Annotated in this window: 16 protein-coding genes, 1 tRNA gene and 1 riboswitch; of the genes, 11 read left to right on the plus strand and 6 right to left on the minus strand. The window is 67.0% G+C overall.

The genetic code is table 11. The features are described from left to right. Positions 1-10: 10 nt before the first annotated feature. Positions 11-2,305, plus strand: coding sequence for a gluconokinase, GntK/IdnK-type (locus LDO22_RS17325; RefSeq protein WP_224024875.1), 2,295 nt, complete (start codon positions 11-13; stop codon positions 2,303-2,305). Positions 2,306-2,373: 68 nt separating this feature from the next. On the opposite strand, the gene LDO22_RS17330 is transcribed toward LDO22_RS17325, so the two are convergent. Continuing rightward, complete coding sequence (locus tag LDO22_RS17330) at positions 2,374-2,994, minus strand: Rho termination factor N-terminal domain-containing protein (RefSeq protein ID WP_224024877.1); 621 nt, start codon at positions 2,992-2,994, stop codon at positions 2,374-2,376. A gap of 424 nt (positions 2,995-3,418) precedes the next feature. Here LDO22_RS17330 and LDO22_RS17335 point away from each other — a divergent pair, with 424 nt between their 5' ends. Next, a complete protein-coding gene (locus tag LDO22_RS17335) occupies positions 3,419-3,982 on the plus strand; it encodes a hypothetical protein (RefSeq protein WP_224024879.1) in 564 nt (187 codons plus the stop codon). Between the two features lie 11 nt (positions 3,983-3,993). On the opposite strand, the gene LDO22_RS17340 is transcribed toward LDO22_RS17335, so the two are convergent. Further along, on the minus strand, positions 3,994-4,380 hold the full coding sequence (locus LDO22_RS17340) for a hypothetical protein (protein WP_224024881.1): 387 nt from the start codon (positions 4,378-4,380) through the stop codon (positions 3,994-3,996). A 188-nt stretch (positions 4,381-4,568) separates the two neighbouring features. On the opposite strand from LDO22_RS17340, the gene LDO22_RS17345 reads away from it, so the two are divergent. Further along, positions 4,569-5,105 carry a GNAT family protein gene (locus tag LDO22_RS17345; RefSeq protein ID WP_224024883.1) on the plus strand — a complete coding sequence of 179 codons (537 nt, stop codon included), beginning with the start codon at positions 4,569-4,571 and terminating at the stop codon, positions 5,103-5,105. A gap of 177 nt (positions 5,106-5,282) precedes the next feature. Further along, entirely contained in the window at positions 5,283-6,317 is a 1,035-nt protein-coding gene (locus LDO22_RS17350; RefSeq protein WP_224024885.1) for a zinc-dependent alcohol dehydrogenase family protein, read from the plus strand. A 115-nt stretch (positions 6,318-6,432) separates the two neighbouring features. Here LDO22_RS17350 and LDO22_RS17355 read toward each other — a convergent pair. Continuing rightward, positions 6,433-6,522, minus strand: a tRNA-Ser gene (locus tag LDO22_RS17355). A gap of 109 nt (positions 6,523-6,631) precedes the next feature. Here LDO22_RS17355 and LDO22_RS17360 point away from each other — a divergent pair. The 4 genes from LDO22_RS17360 (at position 6,632) to LDO22_RS17375 (ending at position 10,738) form a co-directional block, all read left to right on the plus strand. Then, complete coding sequence (locus LDO22_RS17360) at positions 6,632-8,143, plus strand: HNH endonuclease signature motif containing protein (protein ID WP_224024887.1); 1,512 nt, start codon at positions 6,632-6,634, stop codon at positions 8,141-8,143. 70 nt (positions 8,144-8,213) lie between these two features. Continuing rightward, a complete protein-coding gene (locus tag LDO22_RS17365) occupies positions 8,214-9,254 on the plus strand; it encodes a zinc-binding alcohol dehydrogenase (protein ID WP_224024889.1) in 1,041 nt (346 codons plus the stop codon). Positions 9,255-9,257: 3 nt separating this feature from the next. Further along, positions 9,258-9,653 carry a 6-carboxytetrahydropterin synthase gene (locus tag LDO22_RS17370; protein WP_224024891.1) on the plus strand — a complete coding sequence of 132 codons (396 nt, stop codon included), beginning with the start codon at positions 9,258-9,260 and terminating at the stop codon, positions 9,651-9,653. Between the two features lie 2 nt (positions 9,654-9,655). After that, the gene (locus LDO22_RS17375) at positions 9,656-10,738 is read left to right on the plus strand and encodes a glycosyltransferase family 4 protein (protein WP_224024893.1); all 1,083 of its coding nucleotides are present in this window, start codon (positions 9,656-9,658) and stop codon (positions 10,736-10,738) included. Here LDO22_RS17375 and LDO22_RS17380 read toward each other — a convergent pair. Continuing rightward, positions 10,695-11,243: a nucleoside deaminase gene (locus LDO22_RS17380; RefSeq protein ID WP_224024895.1), complete on the minus strand. Its 549-nt coding sequence runs from the start codon at positions 11,241-11,243 to the stop codon at positions 10,695-10,697. The two genes, LDO22_RS17375 and LDO22_RS17380, sit on opposite strands and share 44 nt — an antisense overlap. Before the next feature lie 55 nt (positions 11,244-11,298). On the opposite strand from LDO22_RS17380, the gene LDO22_RS17385 reads away from it, so the two are divergent. Genes LDO22_RS17385 through LDO22_RS17395 form a run of 3 tightly spaced genes read left to right on the plus strand, consistent with a single transcriptional unit; the run spans position 11,299 to position 13,265 of the window. Beyond that, positions 11,299-12,123 (plus strand): phosphatase PAP2 family protein, encoded by an 825-nt coding sequence (locus LDO22_RS17385; protein WP_224024897.1) that lies wholly within the window; start codon positions 11,299-11,301, stop codon positions 12,121-12,123. Positions 12,124-12,135: 12 nt separating this feature from the next. Next, on the plus strand, positions 12,136-12,771 hold the full coding sequence (upp, locus tag LDO22_RS17390) for a uracil phosphoribosyltransferase (RefSeq protein WP_141158139.1): 636 nt from the start codon (positions 12,136-12,138) through the stop codon (positions 12,769-12,771). A gap of 44 nt (positions 12,772-12,815) precedes the next feature. Next, the gene (locus LDO22_RS17395) at positions 12,816-13,265 is read left to right on the plus strand and encodes a glyoxalase superfamily protein (RefSeq protein WP_224024899.1); all 450 of its coding nucleotides are present in this window, start codon (positions 12,816-12,818) and stop codon (positions 13,263-13,265) included. A 218-nt stretch (positions 13,266-13,483) separates the two neighbouring features. On the opposite strand, the gene LDO22_RS17400 is transcribed toward LDO22_RS17395, so the two are convergent. Next, entirely contained in the window at positions 13,484-14,203 is a 720-nt protein-coding gene (locus LDO22_RS17400; protein WP_224024901.1) for a hypothetical protein, read from the minus strand. A gap of 5 nt (positions 14,204-14,208) precedes the next feature. Further along, a riboswitch (cyclic di-AMP (ydaO/yuaA leader) is annotated at positions 14,209-14,370 on the minus strand. A gap of 241 nt (positions 14,371-14,611) precedes the next feature. Beyond that, positions 14,612-16,723, minus strand: coding sequence for a glycosyltransferase family 39 protein (locus LDO22_RS17405; RefSeq protein ID WP_224024903.1), 2,112 nt, complete (start codon positions 16,721-16,723; stop codon positions 14,612-14,614). Positions 16,724-16,725 lie beyond the last annotated feature (2 nt).

Consider the following 16,725-nt stretch of genomic DNA (forward strand, 5'->3'; position numbering starts at 1 on the left):
GAAGCACCCAGTGAACAAGATCCGCATCGTCGTCATGGGGGTCTCCGGCTGCGGCAAGACCACCATCGGCGACCTCGTCGCCCGCGACCTCGGCGTCCCGTTCCTGGACGGCGACTCCCTCCACCCCGTGGAAAACGTCGCCAAAATGGCCGCCGGTACACCGCTGACGGACGAGGACCGCTGGCCCTGGCTGGCAACCGTCGGCCGGGAACTGGCAGCCGCCGGGGACGGCGGACTGGTCCTGGCCTGCTCTGCCCTGCGGCGCAGCTACCGCGACGCCATCCGGGCGCAGGCACCGGACACAATCTTCCTGCACCTGCACGGCAGCAAGGAGGTCCTGAAGGCACGCACCGAAGGCCGCACCGGGCACTTCATGCCACCCGCGCTGCTGGACTCCCAGCTCGCCACCCTCGAACCGCTCCAACAGGATGAACGCGGGGTGGTGGTGGACATCGCCGCGCCCGTCGCCGACGTCGTGGCCGGAGCACTCAAGGGCATCGCCGCCGTCGTACGTTCCAACCCGGGCGTTTCCTCGCCAGGTGCCGCGGGCACCCGGCCGCGGCAGTTCGACGTCGACCTTGCCGCCGCTCCGTTCAACCTCGACGGCGACGCGGTCGCCTGGGTAGAGGGCACGATTGGTGCCATGACGCTCGAGGAAAAGATCGGGCAGCTGTTCATCAACCACAACAACGACTACTCACCGGGGTACCTCGACGCTGTGCTGGAGAACTACCACGTGGGCGGCATGCGGTACCGTCCCGGGCCCTCAGCTGCGGTCCAGGAGCACATCCGGTATGCGCAGTCCAGGTCCCGGATTCCGTTGCTGATCGCTTCCAACCCGGAGATGGGCGGGGCCGGAAGCTGCGACGACGGCACGTTCGTCTGCACGCACCTGCAGGCAGGTTCGCACCCGGACAAGGGAATTGCGCGGCAGATGGGTCGGGTGGCAGGCGTGGAAACGGCGGCGCTCGGCTGCAACTGGGCCTTCGCGCCGATCGTGGACATCCACTACAACTGGCGGAACACGGTCATCTCCACCCGTTCCTTCGGCAACACGCCGGAGGTGGTGGTGGAGCGGGCGAAAGAGTACTTCGACGGGATCAGCGAGTCTCCCACCGCCTGCGCCATCAAGCATTTCCCGGGTGACGGCGTGGATGAGCGCGACCAGCATGTGGTCACGTCCTACAACACCCTCTCCTACGAGGAGTGGGACCGGACCTACGGGCACGTGTACCGGGAGATGATCGCGCACGGCGTGCAGTCCATCATGGTGGGGCATATCGGGGCGCCGGAGGTGTCCCGGCATTTTCGGCCGGGTCTTTCGGATGCGGAAATCCTGCCGGCGACGCTGTCCCCTGAATTGCTGCAGGACCTGCTTCGCGGTGAACTGGGATTCAACGGGCTGGTGCTGACGGATGCGTCGCAGATGGTGGGCCTGACGCAGGCGATGAGGCGCAAGGACCTGGTACCTGCCACGATCGCGGCCGGCTGCGACATGTTCCTGTTCTTCCGGAATCCCGCCGAGGACTTCCAGTACATGCTGGACGGGTACAAGTCCGGGGTCATCACCGAGCAGCGGCTCCATGAAGCGCTGCGTCGGATCCTTGGGCTGAAGGCGTCCCTGGGGCTGCACCTGAAATCCTTGGACGAACTCGTGCCGCCCGCAGGGGCGCTTGCCGTCATCGGGTCCGCGGAGCACCGCGCCGTTGCCGGGCAGATCGCCGACAAGACGGTAACGCTGGTCAAGGACACCGCCGGGAACCTGCCGATCACCCCGGCGACGCATCCGCGGGTGCGGTTGTACGGGATCTCTGGCGGGGCGGATTTCACCCGGGCCGACCCGCTGGCGTACCTGGACGTGGTGAAGGAGGAACTGGAGGCTGCCGGATTCGAGGTGAGCCTGTTCCGTACGGCAGAGCAGCGTGAGGCGGCGGGGGAGGCCGGGATGAACTTCATGCGGGTCCTGGCAGAGGAAGCCACCGGTGACTACGCGGAGAAGTACGATGCCGCGTTTGTCTTCGCAAACGTGAAGGGCTTCGCGCAGGAGGCGGCCATCCGGATCAAGTGGTCCTCACCGATGGCTGCGGAAATCCCGTGGTACGTCACGGAGGTGCCTACAGTGTTCGTGTCCCTGAACCAGCCGAACCACCTGATCGACGTGCCGATGGTCAGGACGGCTGTCCACGCCCATGCCGGGAGCCGGGAGGCCATCAGGGCTGCGGTGGAGAAGATCCAGGGCAAGTCCGAATTCCAGGGGACGTTCAACGAGAACGTGTTCTGCGGGTCGTTCGACACGCGGCTTTAGGAACCAACCGAAGGAGGCGCCACCGCAGCAGCGGTGGCGCCTCCTTTATGCGTCAGGCCTGGGTCCCCCTAGGCGTCTTCACGCTCCGGATTCTCCAGCCGGAAGAAGTTGGACTGTCTCCCATCGGACCTCTGTTCCTGGTAGATGAAGTTGAGCCCGCGGTCGTCAAACGTCTTGAACCACTCCTCCCAGCTGACTTCGCGAAGGTTCGCGTCCTTCTCCCTGAAGTCGATGCGCAGGACGCCCAGGTGGTCTCCGTGTTCCGTGCCGTCAACAGTCGCCGGAACGCCGCCGCGTTCTTCCGCCCACTGCCTGATGACCTCATGGTGTGTGGTCGCGAGGCTGCGTCCTTCGCGCTCTGGCTCCTCCTCGATGGACGTAATTTCCTGCGAGTACTTCAACGACTTGGACGAGTCGTCGCCATGGCGGACCCTGCCGCCGTCGGGGCCGGCTCCCAGGTCTTCTTCGTCGTCCGCCCCGGAGCGGCTGTTGCGGCCCCGGCCGTTATCCGCGTCCTCCTGCCGGGCCTGGGCCACCTCTTTCACAAGTTCTTCCTTGCGCATGCCCGAAGCGCCGGCGATGTGCTCCTGCTTGGCATCCTTGCGGAGTTCGTCCACCTTCTTGTTGCGCAGTTCGGTTTCACTCACATCAGGCGTGTTGGGGGTCTGGTTCCCCGGCTTGTCGCTCATGGCATGTCCTCCTTTTGCGGAACGGTTGTGCATCATTGGGAAATGATAAGGCTACTTACTTTCTAGCGTGTGCCGGACGGGACCGTCAAGCATTGGGCGCATATCAGCCGTGGAGTGTGGGCGCCGGTACGGGGAGGGCTTTGGACTCTGGGTCCCCGGGGAACCCTGTCCATATGCTCCTTGCATCCGATCGCGGAGGAGAGACGCCATGACCAGCCTGATGCCGGGTTTCCTGGCTACCGTAAAGCCATCACAGCGGGGGAACCGGGCAAGTGGTCGTTTGCGCTTTGCTGGTTCGCGCTCCGCTGGTTTCCGTCCTTGGTTGCCGGCGGTTTTCGGCTTCGCTGCCGCGGACGGTTTCATTACGCATGGTCTCCTGCCCCGCACCCTGGGTGCGTGGGGAGCGACGGAGCCGGAAAGATCGATGCCCCTTCCCGGCGACGGACTGATTCCTGCTCCGGCTGAAGTGCAGACCATGGCGGTCACCATCCCCGCCCCGCCGGAGGAAGTCTGGCCATGGCTTCTGCAGATGGGGGTGGACCGTGCGGGCCTGTATTCCTACACCTGGCTGGAGAACGGGCTGCTCCATTTGGGCGTCACGAATGCAGACCGCATCCACCCCGAGTGGCAGGACCTGCAGGTGGGAGACATCATTGCCTTCACGCCGGAAGGTTATCCGGGCGGACGCAGCGGGCCGCGTGTTGTGGACATGGAGAGCTGCCGCCATCTGGTCCTGGACTTGAGCCCTGGTGCGCCGCCTGGGACGGTCACCGGGACCTGGCAATTCGTCCTCCATGATGCCGGGGACGCGGGGACCAGGCTGCTGCTCCGCACCCGGTCCGGCCCCGGACGGCCATGGGGTCTTCGACTGATGGATTTCGTCCTTCGGCCGGGCTACCTCGTCATGGATCGTGCCATGCCGTTGGGCATCAAAAAACGCGCCGGAAGGGACGCGCAAAGGAAGCCGCCGCCGTCGGCACAGCTGTGACAGCCGCGCCCTCAGCGGTCAGTGCGGAGCGCCTCGCCTGGCGTGCCGGCCCGGTTGCCCTGCTCCGAAAGCCAGTGCAGGGCATCGGGGCCGTTGGTGAAGTATGCCGTGGGAGTCAGGGACCGCTGGGAAAACGCCGCCACAACCTTGCCCATCGGGCCATCGCCAATGAGGGCGACGGCGGAGAACCCGCGGTAGGCGTTCATCCCGGCCCTGGCCTCGGGCGTCAATGCCGCAACCCCCGCGAGGTCAACAAGAAGAGGCAGGACCCGGCCGCCGCTGAGGCCTTCCAGGACCCGCGCCGCCCGGACGGCAATGTCATAGGTTATGAGGACTTCGGGGCTCCACTGCAACCGCAGCACGCCCTTGTCGAAAGAAGAAGTAAAGAATTCGTTCATTCCCGTCCTGGATTCTCATTGAGGACTTGTATTCCAGAGCTTGGACTAATTCAGGCCCATTCTGCCTGATGGTGACGACAATTGGTGCAGCGGCAGCAGGGACTCATTGCTGGCCAGGGGCAAAGTGCTGGCCCGGGACACATGGTGGGCCCCTGCGGCGCGCTTTTCCGGCTGTGTAGCCTGAACCAGTGGACTTCTCCTGTGAACTCGCTGACGGCACCGTTCTCCGTCCCGTGCAGGCTGCCGACGCAGGACCCCTGGCTGGGGCGCTCCAGGCCAACCGTTCCCACCTTGCCCCGTGGGAACCGGTCAGGGCAGAGGAGTTCTATACCGTTGAAGGCCAGCGCGAGCTGATCAGGAGAAGGCGGGATGATCTTGACGCAGGCACAGCGCTTTCCATGGTGCTGGCTGGTGGAGACGGCATTCTGGGACTCCTGACGCTCAGTTCGATCGTCCGGGGCGCCTTCCAGAACGCCCACCTGGGCTACTGGATCGCCCAGTCTGTCCAGGGCCGGGGGCTCATGACGGCAGCAGTGGCCGCGGCAACCGACATCGCGAAAGATGGGCTCGGCCTCCACCGCCTCGAAGCAGCCACCCTGGTGCACAATATGGCATCGCAGAGGGTGCTGGAAAAGAACGGCTTTGAGGCCTACGGCACCGCGCGCGCCTACCTTCGGATCGCCGGCCAGTGGCAGGATCACCGCATGTACCAGCGGCTTCTCTGACCGCCGCGCCTTTTGGGGCGCGCGGTTTGGGACAGGCCCGACGACGGCCCCCGGCGTCACGCCGTGGCCCGGGCGTGATCTTGGGGAGGTTTTTCAGCGCATCGGCGCCGCGTGGGAAGATGTCGGCCGGAGCCGCTCAGGGATGCGGGCGGCACAACGTCGATATGTGGAGGTCATGTGCGCGCGATTGTCTTGGACCAGATTGCAGGGCCGCTGGCCGTCCGGGAGGTTGGAGAGCCTGAGGTGCCGGTGGGCGGCGTCGTCATCAGCGTCGTTGCGACGGGGCTCTGCCGCAGCGACTGGCATGCCTGGGCAGGACATGACGATATAGCGCTGCCGCATGTCCCGGGCCACGAATTCGCCGGTGTCGTTGCCAGTGTTGGCCCGGGAGTGACGAAGTGGACGGCCGGCGACCGGGTTACCGCACCATTCGTCGAGGGCTGTGGCGCGTGCGAGTGGTGCCTCAGCGGCAATGCGCAGGTTTGCCCGGAGCAGCAACAGCCTGGCTTCACGCACTGGGGTTCGTTTGCCGGGCAGGTGGTGATCCACGCGGCGGACACCAATCTCGTGGCAATTCCCGAGGGCGTCAGCTTCGAGGCAGCCGCCAGCCTGGGATGCCGGTTCGCCACTGCCTACCGTGCGCTGACCGGCCGGGCCGACCTTAATGCCGATGAGTGGGTTACCGTCATCGGGGCAGGCGGCGTGGGGCTCAGCACCGTCATGATCGCCAAGGCCCTCGGCGGCAAAGTGATTGCTGTTGACCGGAACCCGGCCGCCCTTGAGGTGGCTGCGCGCCTCGGCGCGGACCACGTCCTGGTTGCAGACGGTTCAGACGTTCCGGCACAGGTGCACGCGCTCACGGGAGGTAGCCATGTCTCGGTCGACGCCGTCGGCAGCGAACAGACGTGCGCCGACGCACTCCTGAGCCTGCGCCGCCGGGGGCGGCACGTCCAGATCGGGCTCCTGCCGCCCGTGGAAGGCCACCCCCGTGTGCCCATGGCGCGGGTGATTGCGTGGGAACTGGACGTCTTTGGAAGCCACGGGATGGCCGCTGCGGACTACCCCGGAATGCTCGCCTTGATTGAGTCAGGAGCGCTCGAACCGCAGAAGTTGATCGAACGCGTGATTGGTCTGGAGGAGGCTGCCGAAATGCTGCCCCGGCTTGATACCGCCAACGTTGCGGGCATGACGATGATCGATCCGACCCGCTGAGGCTTTCGTCGCCGACCAAGCGGTAGTCCACATCATGGCGTCACTCGGGGGCACCTTTCCCGGGATGAAGAAAGGCCCTGCTTCCCTTCTACAAGGGAAGCAGGGCCTTTCTATCTGGCGGTGACGGTGGGATTTGAACCCACGTTGGCTTTTACACCAAACAACATTTCGAGTGTTGCACCTTCGGCCGCTCGGACACGTCACCAACCTCAATAGGGTACCGGAGCAAGGCCTGCATCCCCAAAACGTGCGTACCACCAGCCAGTGTCCGGCGTCCGGTCTTGATTGTCAGACCCCCTTGCCATGATGGGTTTATGGGGAAGGCAGCGGTGGTGAGGGCGTTCGGGGAGATCCGTGCTGCCCTTGCTGTGCTGAATGCCGAGGTGGACGGGGCCGGTGCGGTGCCTTTTTCTGCGGCTGACCCTCTCGCTGGTTTGGCGGATGGTTGCCTGGAGATTCTGGCCGGTTCCCGTGAGGTTGAAGCCGGGATCGCAGGGTTGAAGGCCAAGGCTGCCGTTGGGTATGCGGAGAGCGCCCACGTTGTTGCGGGCCCGGATGTTCCGGTGCGTGCGCAGGAGATGGCGGTCGCGGCGGAGATCGGATGCGTGCTGGCCCTGGGGCCGCGGGCGTCGTCGTCGTTCCTGGTCACCTCGCACGCTGTCACGGCGACGTTGCCGCGGACGTTGGAGGCGTTGCAGGCCGGGGCGATCTCCTGGAGCCACGCGGTGGTGATGGCGGACGAGACAGCGTGCCTTGATCCTGATGGGGCTGCGGCGTTGGAAGCGCATTTCCTGGACCCGGACGCCCCGGACCGGGCGAGGGGGTGCCCGGTGGGTGGGTTGCCGGCGCACCGGTTCAAGGCCAAGGCCCGTACCTGGCGGGAACGCCACCAGGCCGGGTCCATCGAACAACGCCACGCCAAAGGGGTCGCTGACCGGCGGGTGGAGTTCCGGCCGGACCAGGACGGGATGGCCTGGCTGTCCGCGTATCTGCCCGCGGACCAGGCCCTGGCCGGGTGGAACCGGCTCACCGCCGCCGCCCGGGGCATGCAGGGACCGGACGAGCCCCGCAGCATGCCCCAACTCCGGGCGGACACCTTCACCGAAGCGATCCTCACCAATGGCACACCGAACGGCGGCAACAGCACCGGCAACAGCACCGGCAACGGTGCCGGAACCGACCAGCCGTCGTCGGGTATCCGCGCGCAGGTGCTGGTCACGGTCCCGGCGTTCTCGCTGATGGGCCAGACCGATGAACCGGCGATGCTGGACGGGTACGGTCCCATCCCGCCGTCAATGGCCCGGGCACTCGTCGCCTCCGGTGCTGGCTCGTTCTACCGGGTGTTGGTGGATCCTCGGGACGGGGCACCGTTGGAGATCGGCCGGACAAGCTACCGGGTCACCGGCGCGATGCGGTCCTGGCTGCGGCTGCGGGACGGCAAATGCCCGTTCCCGGGCTGCAGCAACAACTCCCTGGACAACGACGCCGACCACATCCTCGCCTGGGCCAAGGGCGGCACCACCGGAATCAGCAACCTGGGACAGCCCTGCCCGAAACACCACAAACTCCGCCACACCACCGCCTGGAAACCCACCCCCGCCACCAAGAACGAACCACCCGGCTGGACCTCACCCACCGGCCGCCACTACCAAAGCGAACACCAGGACTGGGAACCACCTCGCTGGCCCTCGGGATTCCTGCAAGGTGAAAGGTACCTGCCAGGTGGGCACATCATGCCGGCCGAAGGGGTGGTGCCTGGAGAACCGAGCCTTGCCGAAGAGCGCAGCCTCCTCGAAGAAGCGCTCCTCCAGCACCTTGTCTCGTGAAGCAATGAACCCTGCCACGCGGCGTCGGACTTTCCCCGTCCCTGCGCGTCCGGTTAGATTCATCAGCAAGATGACAAATTCACAGACTCCCATCCACGCAACCGCATACTGGACCACTGCCAAGGAGCACGGCGAACTCAGAACCGAGGACGTGCGGGCCCCGGGGCCCGGCGAAGCGCTGGTCCGTGCCCTCTACTCCGGTATCAGCAAGGGCACGGAAATGGTGGTCCACGCCGGGGCAGTGCCGCCACGGGTCGCGGAGGAAATGCGGGCGCCGCACCAGGAAGGCCAGTTCCCCGGGCCGGTGAAATTTGGCTACCTGTCTGTCGGCATCGTGGAGGAAGGGCCCGAGGGGTGGAAAGGCCAGCGCGTCTTTTGCCTGAACCCGCACCAGGACCTCTACGTGGTTCCGGTGGAGTCCTTGACCAGGATTCCCGACGACGTCCCCTCCCGGCGTGCGGTCCTCACCGGGACGGTGGAAACAGCAGTCAACGCCCTGTGGGAAGCCGGGCCGCGGCTCGGGGACAGGGTTGCCGTCGTCGGTGCAGGCCTGGTGGGCGGCATGGTGGCCACGCTCCTGCGCACTTTTCCGCTGCAACGCCTTCAGCTGGTGGACCTGGATCCCGGCAGGAAGCAGCTCGCGGACACCCTGGGCGTGGACTTTGCACACCCCGACGACGCCCTGGACGACTGCGACATCGTGTTGCACTGCTCGGCCTCGCAGGAAGGCCTCGAACGCAGCCTGCAGCTGGTCGGCGACGAAGGCGACGTCATCGAAATGTCCTGGTACGCCAATCGGGAAGTCACTGTCCCGCTGGGGGAGGACTTCCACGCAAGGCGGTTGTCCATCAGGGCCAGCCAGGTGGGCATGGTGGCGCGTGCCCGGCGCCACCGCCGCACCAATGCGGACCGCCTGGACCTGGCCGTGTCCCTGCTGGAGGATCCCGTCTTCGACGCATTCCTGACAGGCTCTTCCAAGTTCGAGGACCTGCCCGGCGTCGTCCAAAGCCTGGCGGACGGCACCCTGGAAGCGCTGTGCCACGTCGTCGAGTACCCCGCCACCAACCAAGCACCCACTCCAGCCGCTCACCACTCCGAGAACTTGAGGTAACCCATGTTCAGCCTGACAGTCCGCCGCCACTTCATGATTGCCCACAGTCTTCCGCGTGAAGCGTTCGGCCCGGCCCAGGGGCTCCACGGGGCAACCTTCGTCGCCGAGGTGACCTTCCGTCGCCGTGCCCTGAACGATGACGCGATCGTCCTGGACATCGGCGCCGCCGGAACCATCATCGAGGAAGTGCTGGCCGGCCTGAACTACCGCAACCTCGACGAGCACCCGGATTTTGACGGCAAGCTCACCACCACGGAAGCGCTGGCCCAGTACATCGCCCAGGAAGTCGCCGCCAGGATCAAGGACAGCGACGACGGCCGCGAACTCGCGGGCCTCGACGTCACGCTGCGCGAGAATCCGGACGCGTGGGCCGCTTATTCCCTGGACCTCACCGCCTGACCGTGCGCCACATCCGGCTGCTGGTCCCCGGCAACATCCGCCACAGCTCAGGCGGCAACGTCTACAACGCCCGCCTGGTTGCAGGGTTGCGGGAACTTGGCGCGGCGGTGGACGTGATCAGTGTTGAAGGGGACTGGCCGCACGCCGGCGCCACCGAACGACGCCGGCTGGGCACCTTCCTCGAAGCAAGCGAACCTGGGGGAGGTCCCGGCCGGGCAGTGGCAATCGTCGACGGGCTGGTGGCCGTTGGTGCCCCGGCTGAGCTGGAAGCCGCGGCCCGTGCGGGACAGGAAACATGGGTGCTGGTGCATATGCCGGTGCCGGAAAGTTCAGGCGAATCAGCCCTTGCAGACGAGGCCAGGGCTCTCCGCGCAGCAGCCGGTGTGATCTGCACCAGCACCTGGGCCGCATCTGTCCTGACCGAAAGAGGGCTTCCGCGGGCACACGTCGCCCTGCCCGGAGTCGACCCCGCAGCCCAGGCCGGCGGTTCCACGCCTCCGCACCTGGCAGTCGTCGCCGCCTTGCTGCCCAACAAGGACCAGATGCTGGCGGTGGAAGCACTCGCCCTGGTCCAGGACCTCCCTTGGACCGCGTCCCTGGTGGGCTCGGACCGGGCGGACCCCGACTATGCGCGGGAAGTCCGGGCTGCCATAACGGAGAATTCGCTGCAGGAACGGGTGCGGTTCACCGGTGAGCTCGCCGGCGAAGCACTGGAAGCTGAATGGGCGCGGACGGATCTCAGCCTCCTGGTGTCCCGGCAGGAGGCGTTCGGCATGGCCGTCACCGAGTCCCTGGCCCGCGGCATCCCGGTCCTGGTCCGTGAAGGGACAGGGGCGGAGGAGGCGCTGGGGCTGGCAGGATTAACAGCGGCCGACGGCGGACCCCGGCTTCCCGGGGCAGCGCTGCCACTTCCGGAAGGTGGTCAGGAGAGCCCGCGCCTGCTGGCCGGCGTCCTGCGCCACTGGCTGCAGGACCCGGACATGAGGGAAAGCTGGCGCGCAGCAGCGCTGGAGGCGCGGACACGCCTTCCGGACTGGGGTACTACGGCAAGGGGAGTGCTGGCCCTGCTGGCGGAACCGGACTAGAGGCTGCTCCGCGGTGCCCGGCGAAAAACCCGCGCAGCAACACGGCGCACTCATCCTCGCGGACTCCCGGATACACCTCAACCCAGTGGTTGAGCCGGCGTTCGCGGAGGATGTCGAACACCGACCCTGCGGCGCCGGCCTTCTCGTCCCACGCCCCGAACACCACCCGCGGGATCCGGGCCAGGACAATCGCTCCGGCACACATCGCGCAGGGTTCCAGCGTGACCACCAGCGTGCAGTCGGACAACCGCCACCCGTCGCCGCGGCCGCCGTCGAGCCGTGCCCGTTCCTGCAGCCGTGCCGCCGCTTCACGGATGGCTACCACCTCGGCATGGGCCGTAGGGTCGCCCAGTTCCTCCCGCTGGTTCCGGCCGGAACCCAGCACCCCGCCGTCGGGCCCTATCACCACGGCGCCGATGGGAACATCCTCCGTGGCGAGTGCCCTGCGGGCTTCCGCCAAGGCAAGGCCCATCCAGGCATCATGTTTCTTTTCGGGCAACGGCATGGCTCAATGATAGTTTCGGGGATACTCAGGTTACTTACGGATGCCGGGAGGCACCATGGACACTCTTCGGGATCGGCTAGGTCTCTGGTTCAAACCTTACGCGGCGCTCGTCCTCACCATCCTTGTGGGCGGCGTCATCATCGTGTCCCTGGCACTGCTGGGTGCCGAGGTGTACGACAACGTGGTGGATTCTGCCGGCCTGGCCAACCTGGACAAGCCTGCCCTGGCCCTGGCCGAGAGCCTGCGCAGCCCCGGACTTGATGCGTTCGTTACTGGCTTCACCAACATCGGCGGCGGCATCGGCATGCCCATCCTTGCCAGTATCCTGACCGCCTGGCTGACGTTCCTCAGCCGGAACTGGCGCCCGCTCGTCCTGATCGGCGGTGCGGCGGGGGTCTCCATCATGGCCACCACCTTTGGCAAGAAACTGGTGGGCCGCACCCGCCCGGACCATGCGGACGCGGTGCCCCCCTACGAGGATTCACCCTCCTTCCCCAGCGGCCACACCCTGAATACCACCGTGGTGATCAGCCTGGTGGTCTACCTCGTCTGCCTCCAGTTCAACACCATGCTGGTGCGCGTCACCGCCATCACGGCCGGCGCGCTTTTCATCATCGCCATGGGGCTCAGCCGCGTCTTCCTAGGCCACCACTGGCTGACGGACGTCATGGCAGGGTGGCTGCTGGGCCTCACCTGGGTGGGCGTCGTGATACTGGCCCACAGGCTGTTCCACCTGGTCCGCAGGCGGGAGCACGCCGGTGCGGCTCCGTCGTTCGACCGTCCGATCGTCCGTGACGTGGTGGCAGAGGAAGTGCACCACCACGGCGGGGACGGCAAGGAGCATGCCCACGGCAGCCACAACAAGGACACCGCCGGATGATAGTTTTGGGGGATGCGTACTCTCGTTGTTGACCACCCCCTGGTCGCCCACAAGCTCACCGTCCTGCGGGACAAGAACACGCCGTCGCCGGTCTTCCGCCAGCTGACGGAAGAGCTGGTGACCCTGCTGGCCTACGAAGCCACGCGGGAGGTCCGCACGGAGCCCGTCACCATCGAAACCCCCGTCAGCACCACCATTGGCACGGCGTTCACCAAGCCCACCCCGCTGGTAGTCCCCATCCTGCGCGCAGGCCTGGGCATGCTGGAGGGCATGACCAAGCTGGTCCCCACCGCCGAGGTTGGCTTCCTGGGCATGGCCCGGGACGAGGAGACGCTGGACATCATCACCTACGCGGAGCGCCTGCCGGAGGACCTGACCGGCCGCCAGGTATTCGTCCTGGACCCCATGCTGGCCACCGGCGGCACTCTGCGCGAGGCCATCAAGTTCCTCTTCAAGCGGGGCGCGTCCGACGTCACCTGCATCTGCCTGCTGGCGGCCCCGGAGGGCCTGGCCAAGCTGGAGGAGGAACTGGGCGACGCGAACGTGCACATCGTCCTGGCCTCCATCGACGAGAAGCTCAACGAGAAGTCCTACATCGTTCCCGGCCTGGGCGATGCCGGCGACCGCCTGTACGGCATCGCAGGGTAGCCTTCCCCCTTTTCCGGCAGGATCACCGCCGCTAGCCTGTGCGGATGGACTGGAAACTCGAACTTGTCTTTGTCCCCGTGTCCGACGTCGACCGCGCCAAGGATTTCTACGTCAACAGGGTGGGCTTCAACGCCGACTATGACGAGCGGCCTTCGGACGACATCCGCTTTGTGCAGCTGACGCCGCCCGGATCCGCCTGCTCCATCTGTTTGGGGGAGGGGCTGGTGGACGCAACTCCGGGCACGGGGTCAAACCTGCAGCTGGTGGTGGACGACATCCAGGCCGCACACGACCACCTGAAGAACAACGGTGTGGACGTCAGTGATATCGAAGTGCTGCCGTGGGGCCACTTCGTGTACTTCGCCGATCCGGACGGCAACAAGTGGTCCGTCCAGTACATCCCGTGGCGGAACGCCGGGCCGGACGCAACCGAAAGCACCGCAATCACAGGCTCCGCAACCCCAACCACCGCGACCCTAACGTCCGCACCATAGGGCACTGCAGCTCAACCCGGGGTTAAGACAGCAGGGGGTTAAAACACCACTGCCCGCATCCGTTTGGATGCGGGCAGTGGTGATGCTGCAATGCTCTGCTGTGCCCCTGCCCAAGGCGTACGACGGCGGAGAGCAGGGACGCGCCGTCGGCCGCGGTCAATGCAGGGCAGGCTCCGCGGAGGGTGGTCCTTCGACGCGCAGCCGCAGGGGAGCGGTGCCTAGTACCAGTTGTGCGCCAGGTGGAAGTTCAGTGCGCCGCAGGGGGACTGGTAGCTCTTCTTGATGTAATCCAGGCCCCAGTTGATCTGGGTGCGGTAGTTGGTGAGGTAGTCCGCGCCGGAGCTGGCCATCTTCTCGGCCGGGAGGGACTGGACGATTCCGTACGCCCCGCTGCTGGGATTGGTGGCCGTGGTGGTCCAGTCGGATTCCTTGGTCCACAGGGTCTGCAGGCACTGCATCTGGTCCGGTCCCCAGCCGAATGTGGCCAGCTGGCTGGCGGCGTAGGCCTGGGCGCCAGCGGGGTCGTTGACCGCGACGGCGGGTGCCGGCTCAGGAGCCGGGGCGGGCTCGGGTGCAGGTGCCGGTGCAGGCGCTGGCGCGGCCGGCGCGGGGGCGGCGGGTGCCGGGGCCGCGGGAGCGGGCTCCGCCGCCTGGGGCGCCACTGCGATTGCGGCGGGAGCGGGGCTCTCCACCGGGTTGGAGCGGATCTCGCTCTTCTCGATGCTCATCTGGGCATCGGACGCTGCCTGGGTTGCCTGGGTCGATGACACCGGGGCCATGCTGCTGGTGGCCTGGCCGGCTGCGCCGACCCCAACCAGCACCGCGCAGGATACTGCGAGGATTCCGGCCCTGCGGCCGAGGGTGGTTTTCTTTGCCTGCTGCGTGGCCTTATGTTTAGCCTTGGCATGCAGGCGTGCTTCTGCCGTGTTTTTGGACATGATTGATCGCCTCTCACACCTGCGGAGTTAGCTGTCGGGTTCGGATGAGGGCATCCGGCCGTACGGAAAAATCACGTACTGGCTTAACCCCAAGGGCAATCATTGCCCGGGACGGTGGGTCCCCCGCCTCTGCCGTTGCTCAATCGGAAATCCGGGGAAGCGGCAGAGCTTGGCGTCAACCCGGGATATGCGGCCCGAACGGGGACCGCACCCAATCGACGGTACAGGAAGATTAAATGAAAGTCACATTTAGGTAACGGAAGTCACGGCCGGCAGCGCGTCGGGTTGTCTGACTGCGCCGGGAGTATCCCCGTAATGGACTGCCGGGCCCCCGGGCACCATTCACCCCGGGCACTCGCGTGCCAGAGCATCATGCAGCCCAAGGCCGGGTCCCCGGGGCGTCCTCCGCTAGTGGCCGGTCAGTTCGTAGACCGTAGTGCCGCCCATGATCTGCGACGTGAAATTGGCTGCCACCCACTCCGCGATCCGGGTGGCAGCGTCCGAACCGGTGGTGGAGCGCATGGCTCCGCCACCGATAAAGTAATGGATCTCTCCCCGGGCTACCAGGTCCTGGAACTGCGCCAACGTGGGGGAGGGGTCGGTGCCGTTGAAGCCGCCCACCGCCATGACCGGCAGCTCCGTTGCCAGTTGGTAACCTGCGGCGTTGTTGGAGCCCACCACGGCCGCGGCCCACGTGTAGCTTGAGGCGCTGCTCTTGAGCGCGGCGACCAGGTCAGCCGACGGCGTGGGCGCACCCAGGAGGCCACCCACGCCACCCCCGCGGCCACCCGCGAAGCCCGCGCCGCCCTGGGCGTTCGGCTGCCGGAAGCCCTGCCCCGCACTGCCCGGGTTTGTGTTGCCTTGCCCCGCAATACCTGAACCGCCGGTGCTGTTCGGGCCGGACCCGTTCCGGCTGTTCCGGACGCCGGCGGGAGCACCACCTGGCCCAACGCCGAAGCCGGCCGTGGGGCCGGCACTGACGATTGCCCCGCTGTGCGGTGTGGAGGCCGTGGAGATGGAGTAGGCCAGCGGTCCGGCGAGCGACGCCGTGATGGCCAGGGCCGCCGTCGCCCGCTGCACCGAACGCATACCCAGGAACTTGCTGAAACCGGCTCCTACTGCCCCGGCCAGCCCGCCTGCAAGGACCACCCAGCGCAGCCACGGACCGTAGGCCGAGGTGGTGCCCAGCAGGGAGAACGCCGTCAGGGCTGCCGCGGCCACTGCGGCCCCGAGCACGATTGCGGCGGCCGCCTGCTGCCTGTGCTGCCACAGCAGGACTGCGCCCAGGCCGGTCAGCCCGGCGATGCCCGGCGCCAGCGCCACGGCGTAGTAGGGGTGGATGATGCCCGCCATGAAGCTGAACACCAGGCCGGTCACCAGCACCCAGGAGCCCCAGACCAGCACGGACGCGCGCACCGGATCCGTCCGCGGTGCCCGCCGGCCGACCCACAGCAGGCCGGCCGCAAGGATCAGGGCGGAAGGCAGCAGCCAGGCGATCTGGCCACCGAACTCGTTGTTGAACATCCGGAACAGGCCGGGAACGCCCCAGCCGTTGCCGCCGCCCACGCTGCCCGTTTCGTCGCCCGTCAGCCTGCCCAGTCCGTTGTAGCCGAGGGTCAGCTCCAGGATGGAGTTGTCCTGCGAACCGCCGATGTAGGGCCGCATGCCGGCCGGCGTCAGCTGCACGGCCACGAGCCACCAGCCCGCGGAAACCACCATCGCCGCCCCGGCCGCGGCCAACCGCAGCAGGCGCCGGCCCAGCCTGCCCGGCCCCGCAACCGCGTAGGCCACGGCAAAACCGGGAACCACCAGCAGGACCTGCAGTTGCTTGGTCAGGAATCCAAAGCCCAGAAACACCCCGGCCAGCAGGAGCCAGCGCAACCGGTCCTCCTGGACCGCGCGGAGGACCGCGTACGCGGCCGCCGTCATGAGCAGCACCAGCAGGGCATCCGGGTTGTTGAACCGGAACATCAGCGTGGCAACCGGGGTGAGGGCCAACACCGCGGCTCCCAGCAAGCCCGCCCGGTGGGCAGCGGTGGCATCTCCGGTGGCATGCACCGCGGTCCGGCGCACGGACAGGTAGAGCAGCCAGGCGGCCGCTACGCCCATCAGCGCCTGAGGAACCAGGATGCTCCACGGGTTCAGCCCAAACAGCCGGACCGACAACCCCATGACCCACAGGGACGCCGGCGGCTTGTCCACCGTGATGGAGTTGGCAGCGTCCGAGGAACCGAAGAACCAGGCCGTCCAGTCCTGCGAACCCGCCTGGGCCGCGGCGGAGTAGAAGGCGTTGGCCCAGCCGGACGCCCCGAGATTCCACAAGTACAGCGCCGCCGTGCCCGCCAGCACCGCTGCCAGTTCGAGGTTCCGCCGTCGGCCGAGGGGATCCCGGCGCCGGCTGCCGGGCCTGGTCCCCCGGGCCGTGGTGGCCCCGCCCCCTCCCGACGCGTGATGCAGGCGGGGGCGCGTGGACCCGGTTGTTGGGCCTGAAGTCATGGAGCTGGGGTAGCGGCTGGCCATGG

It is taken from the genome of Arthrobacter sp. NicSoilC5, from assembly GCF_019977395.1.
In the GTDB taxonomy this organism is placed as follows: domain Bacteria; phylum Actinomycetota; class Actinomycetes; order Actinomycetales; family Micrococcaceae; genus Arthrobacter.

Excerpts from the sequence above, each read along its gene's own strand:
- LDO22_RS17330 (WP_224024877.1), bottom strand. The coding sequence starts at position 2,994 with ATGAGCGACAAGCCGGGGAACCAGACCCCCAACACGCCTGATGTGAGT.
- LDO22_RS17335 (WP_224024879.1), top strand. The coding sequence starts at position 3,419 with ATGCCCCTTCCCGGCGACGGACTGATTCCTGCTCCGGCTGAAGTGCAG.
- LDO22_RS17340 (WP_224024881.1), bottom strand. The coding sequence starts at position 4,380 with ATGAACGAATTCTTTACTTCTTCTTTCGACAAGGGCGTGCTGCGGTTG.
- LDO22_RS17360 (WP_224024887.1), top strand. The coding sequence starts at position 6,632 with ATGGGGAAGGCAGCGGTGGTGAGGGCGTTCGGGGAGATCCGTGCTGCC.
- LDO22_RS17365 (WP_224024889.1), top strand. The coding sequence starts at position 8,214 with ATGACAAATTCACAGACTCCCATCCACGCAACCGCATACTGGACCACT.
- LDO22_RS17370 (WP_224024891.1), top strand. The coding sequence starts at position 9,258 with ATGTTCAGCCTGACAGTCCGCCGCCACTTCATGATTGCCCACAGTCTT.
- LDO22_RS17380 (WP_224024895.1), bottom strand. The coding sequence starts at position 11,243 with ATGCCGTTGCCCGAAAAGAAACATGATGCCTGGATGGGCCTTGCCTTG.
- LDO22_RS17385 (WP_224024897.1), top strand. The coding sequence starts at position 11,299 with ATGGACACTCTTCGGGATCGGCTAGGTCTCTGGTTCAAACCTTACGCG.
- upp (WP_141158139.1), top strand. The coding sequence starts at position 12,136 with ATGCGTACTCTCGTTGTTGACCACCCCCTGGTCGCCCACAAGCTCACC.
- LDO22_RS17395 (WP_224024899.1), top strand. The coding sequence starts at position 12,816 with ATGGACTGGAAACTCGAACTTGTCTTTGTCCCCGTGTCCGACGTCGAC.
- LDO22_RS17400 (WP_224024901.1), bottom strand. The coding sequence starts at position 14,203 with ATGTCCAAAAACACGGCAGAAGCACGCCTGCATGCCAAGGCTAAACAT.
- LDO22_RS17405 (WP_224024903.1), bottom strand. The coding sequence starts at position 16,723 with ATGGCCAGCCGCTACCCCAGCTCCATGACTTCAGGCCCAACAACCGGG.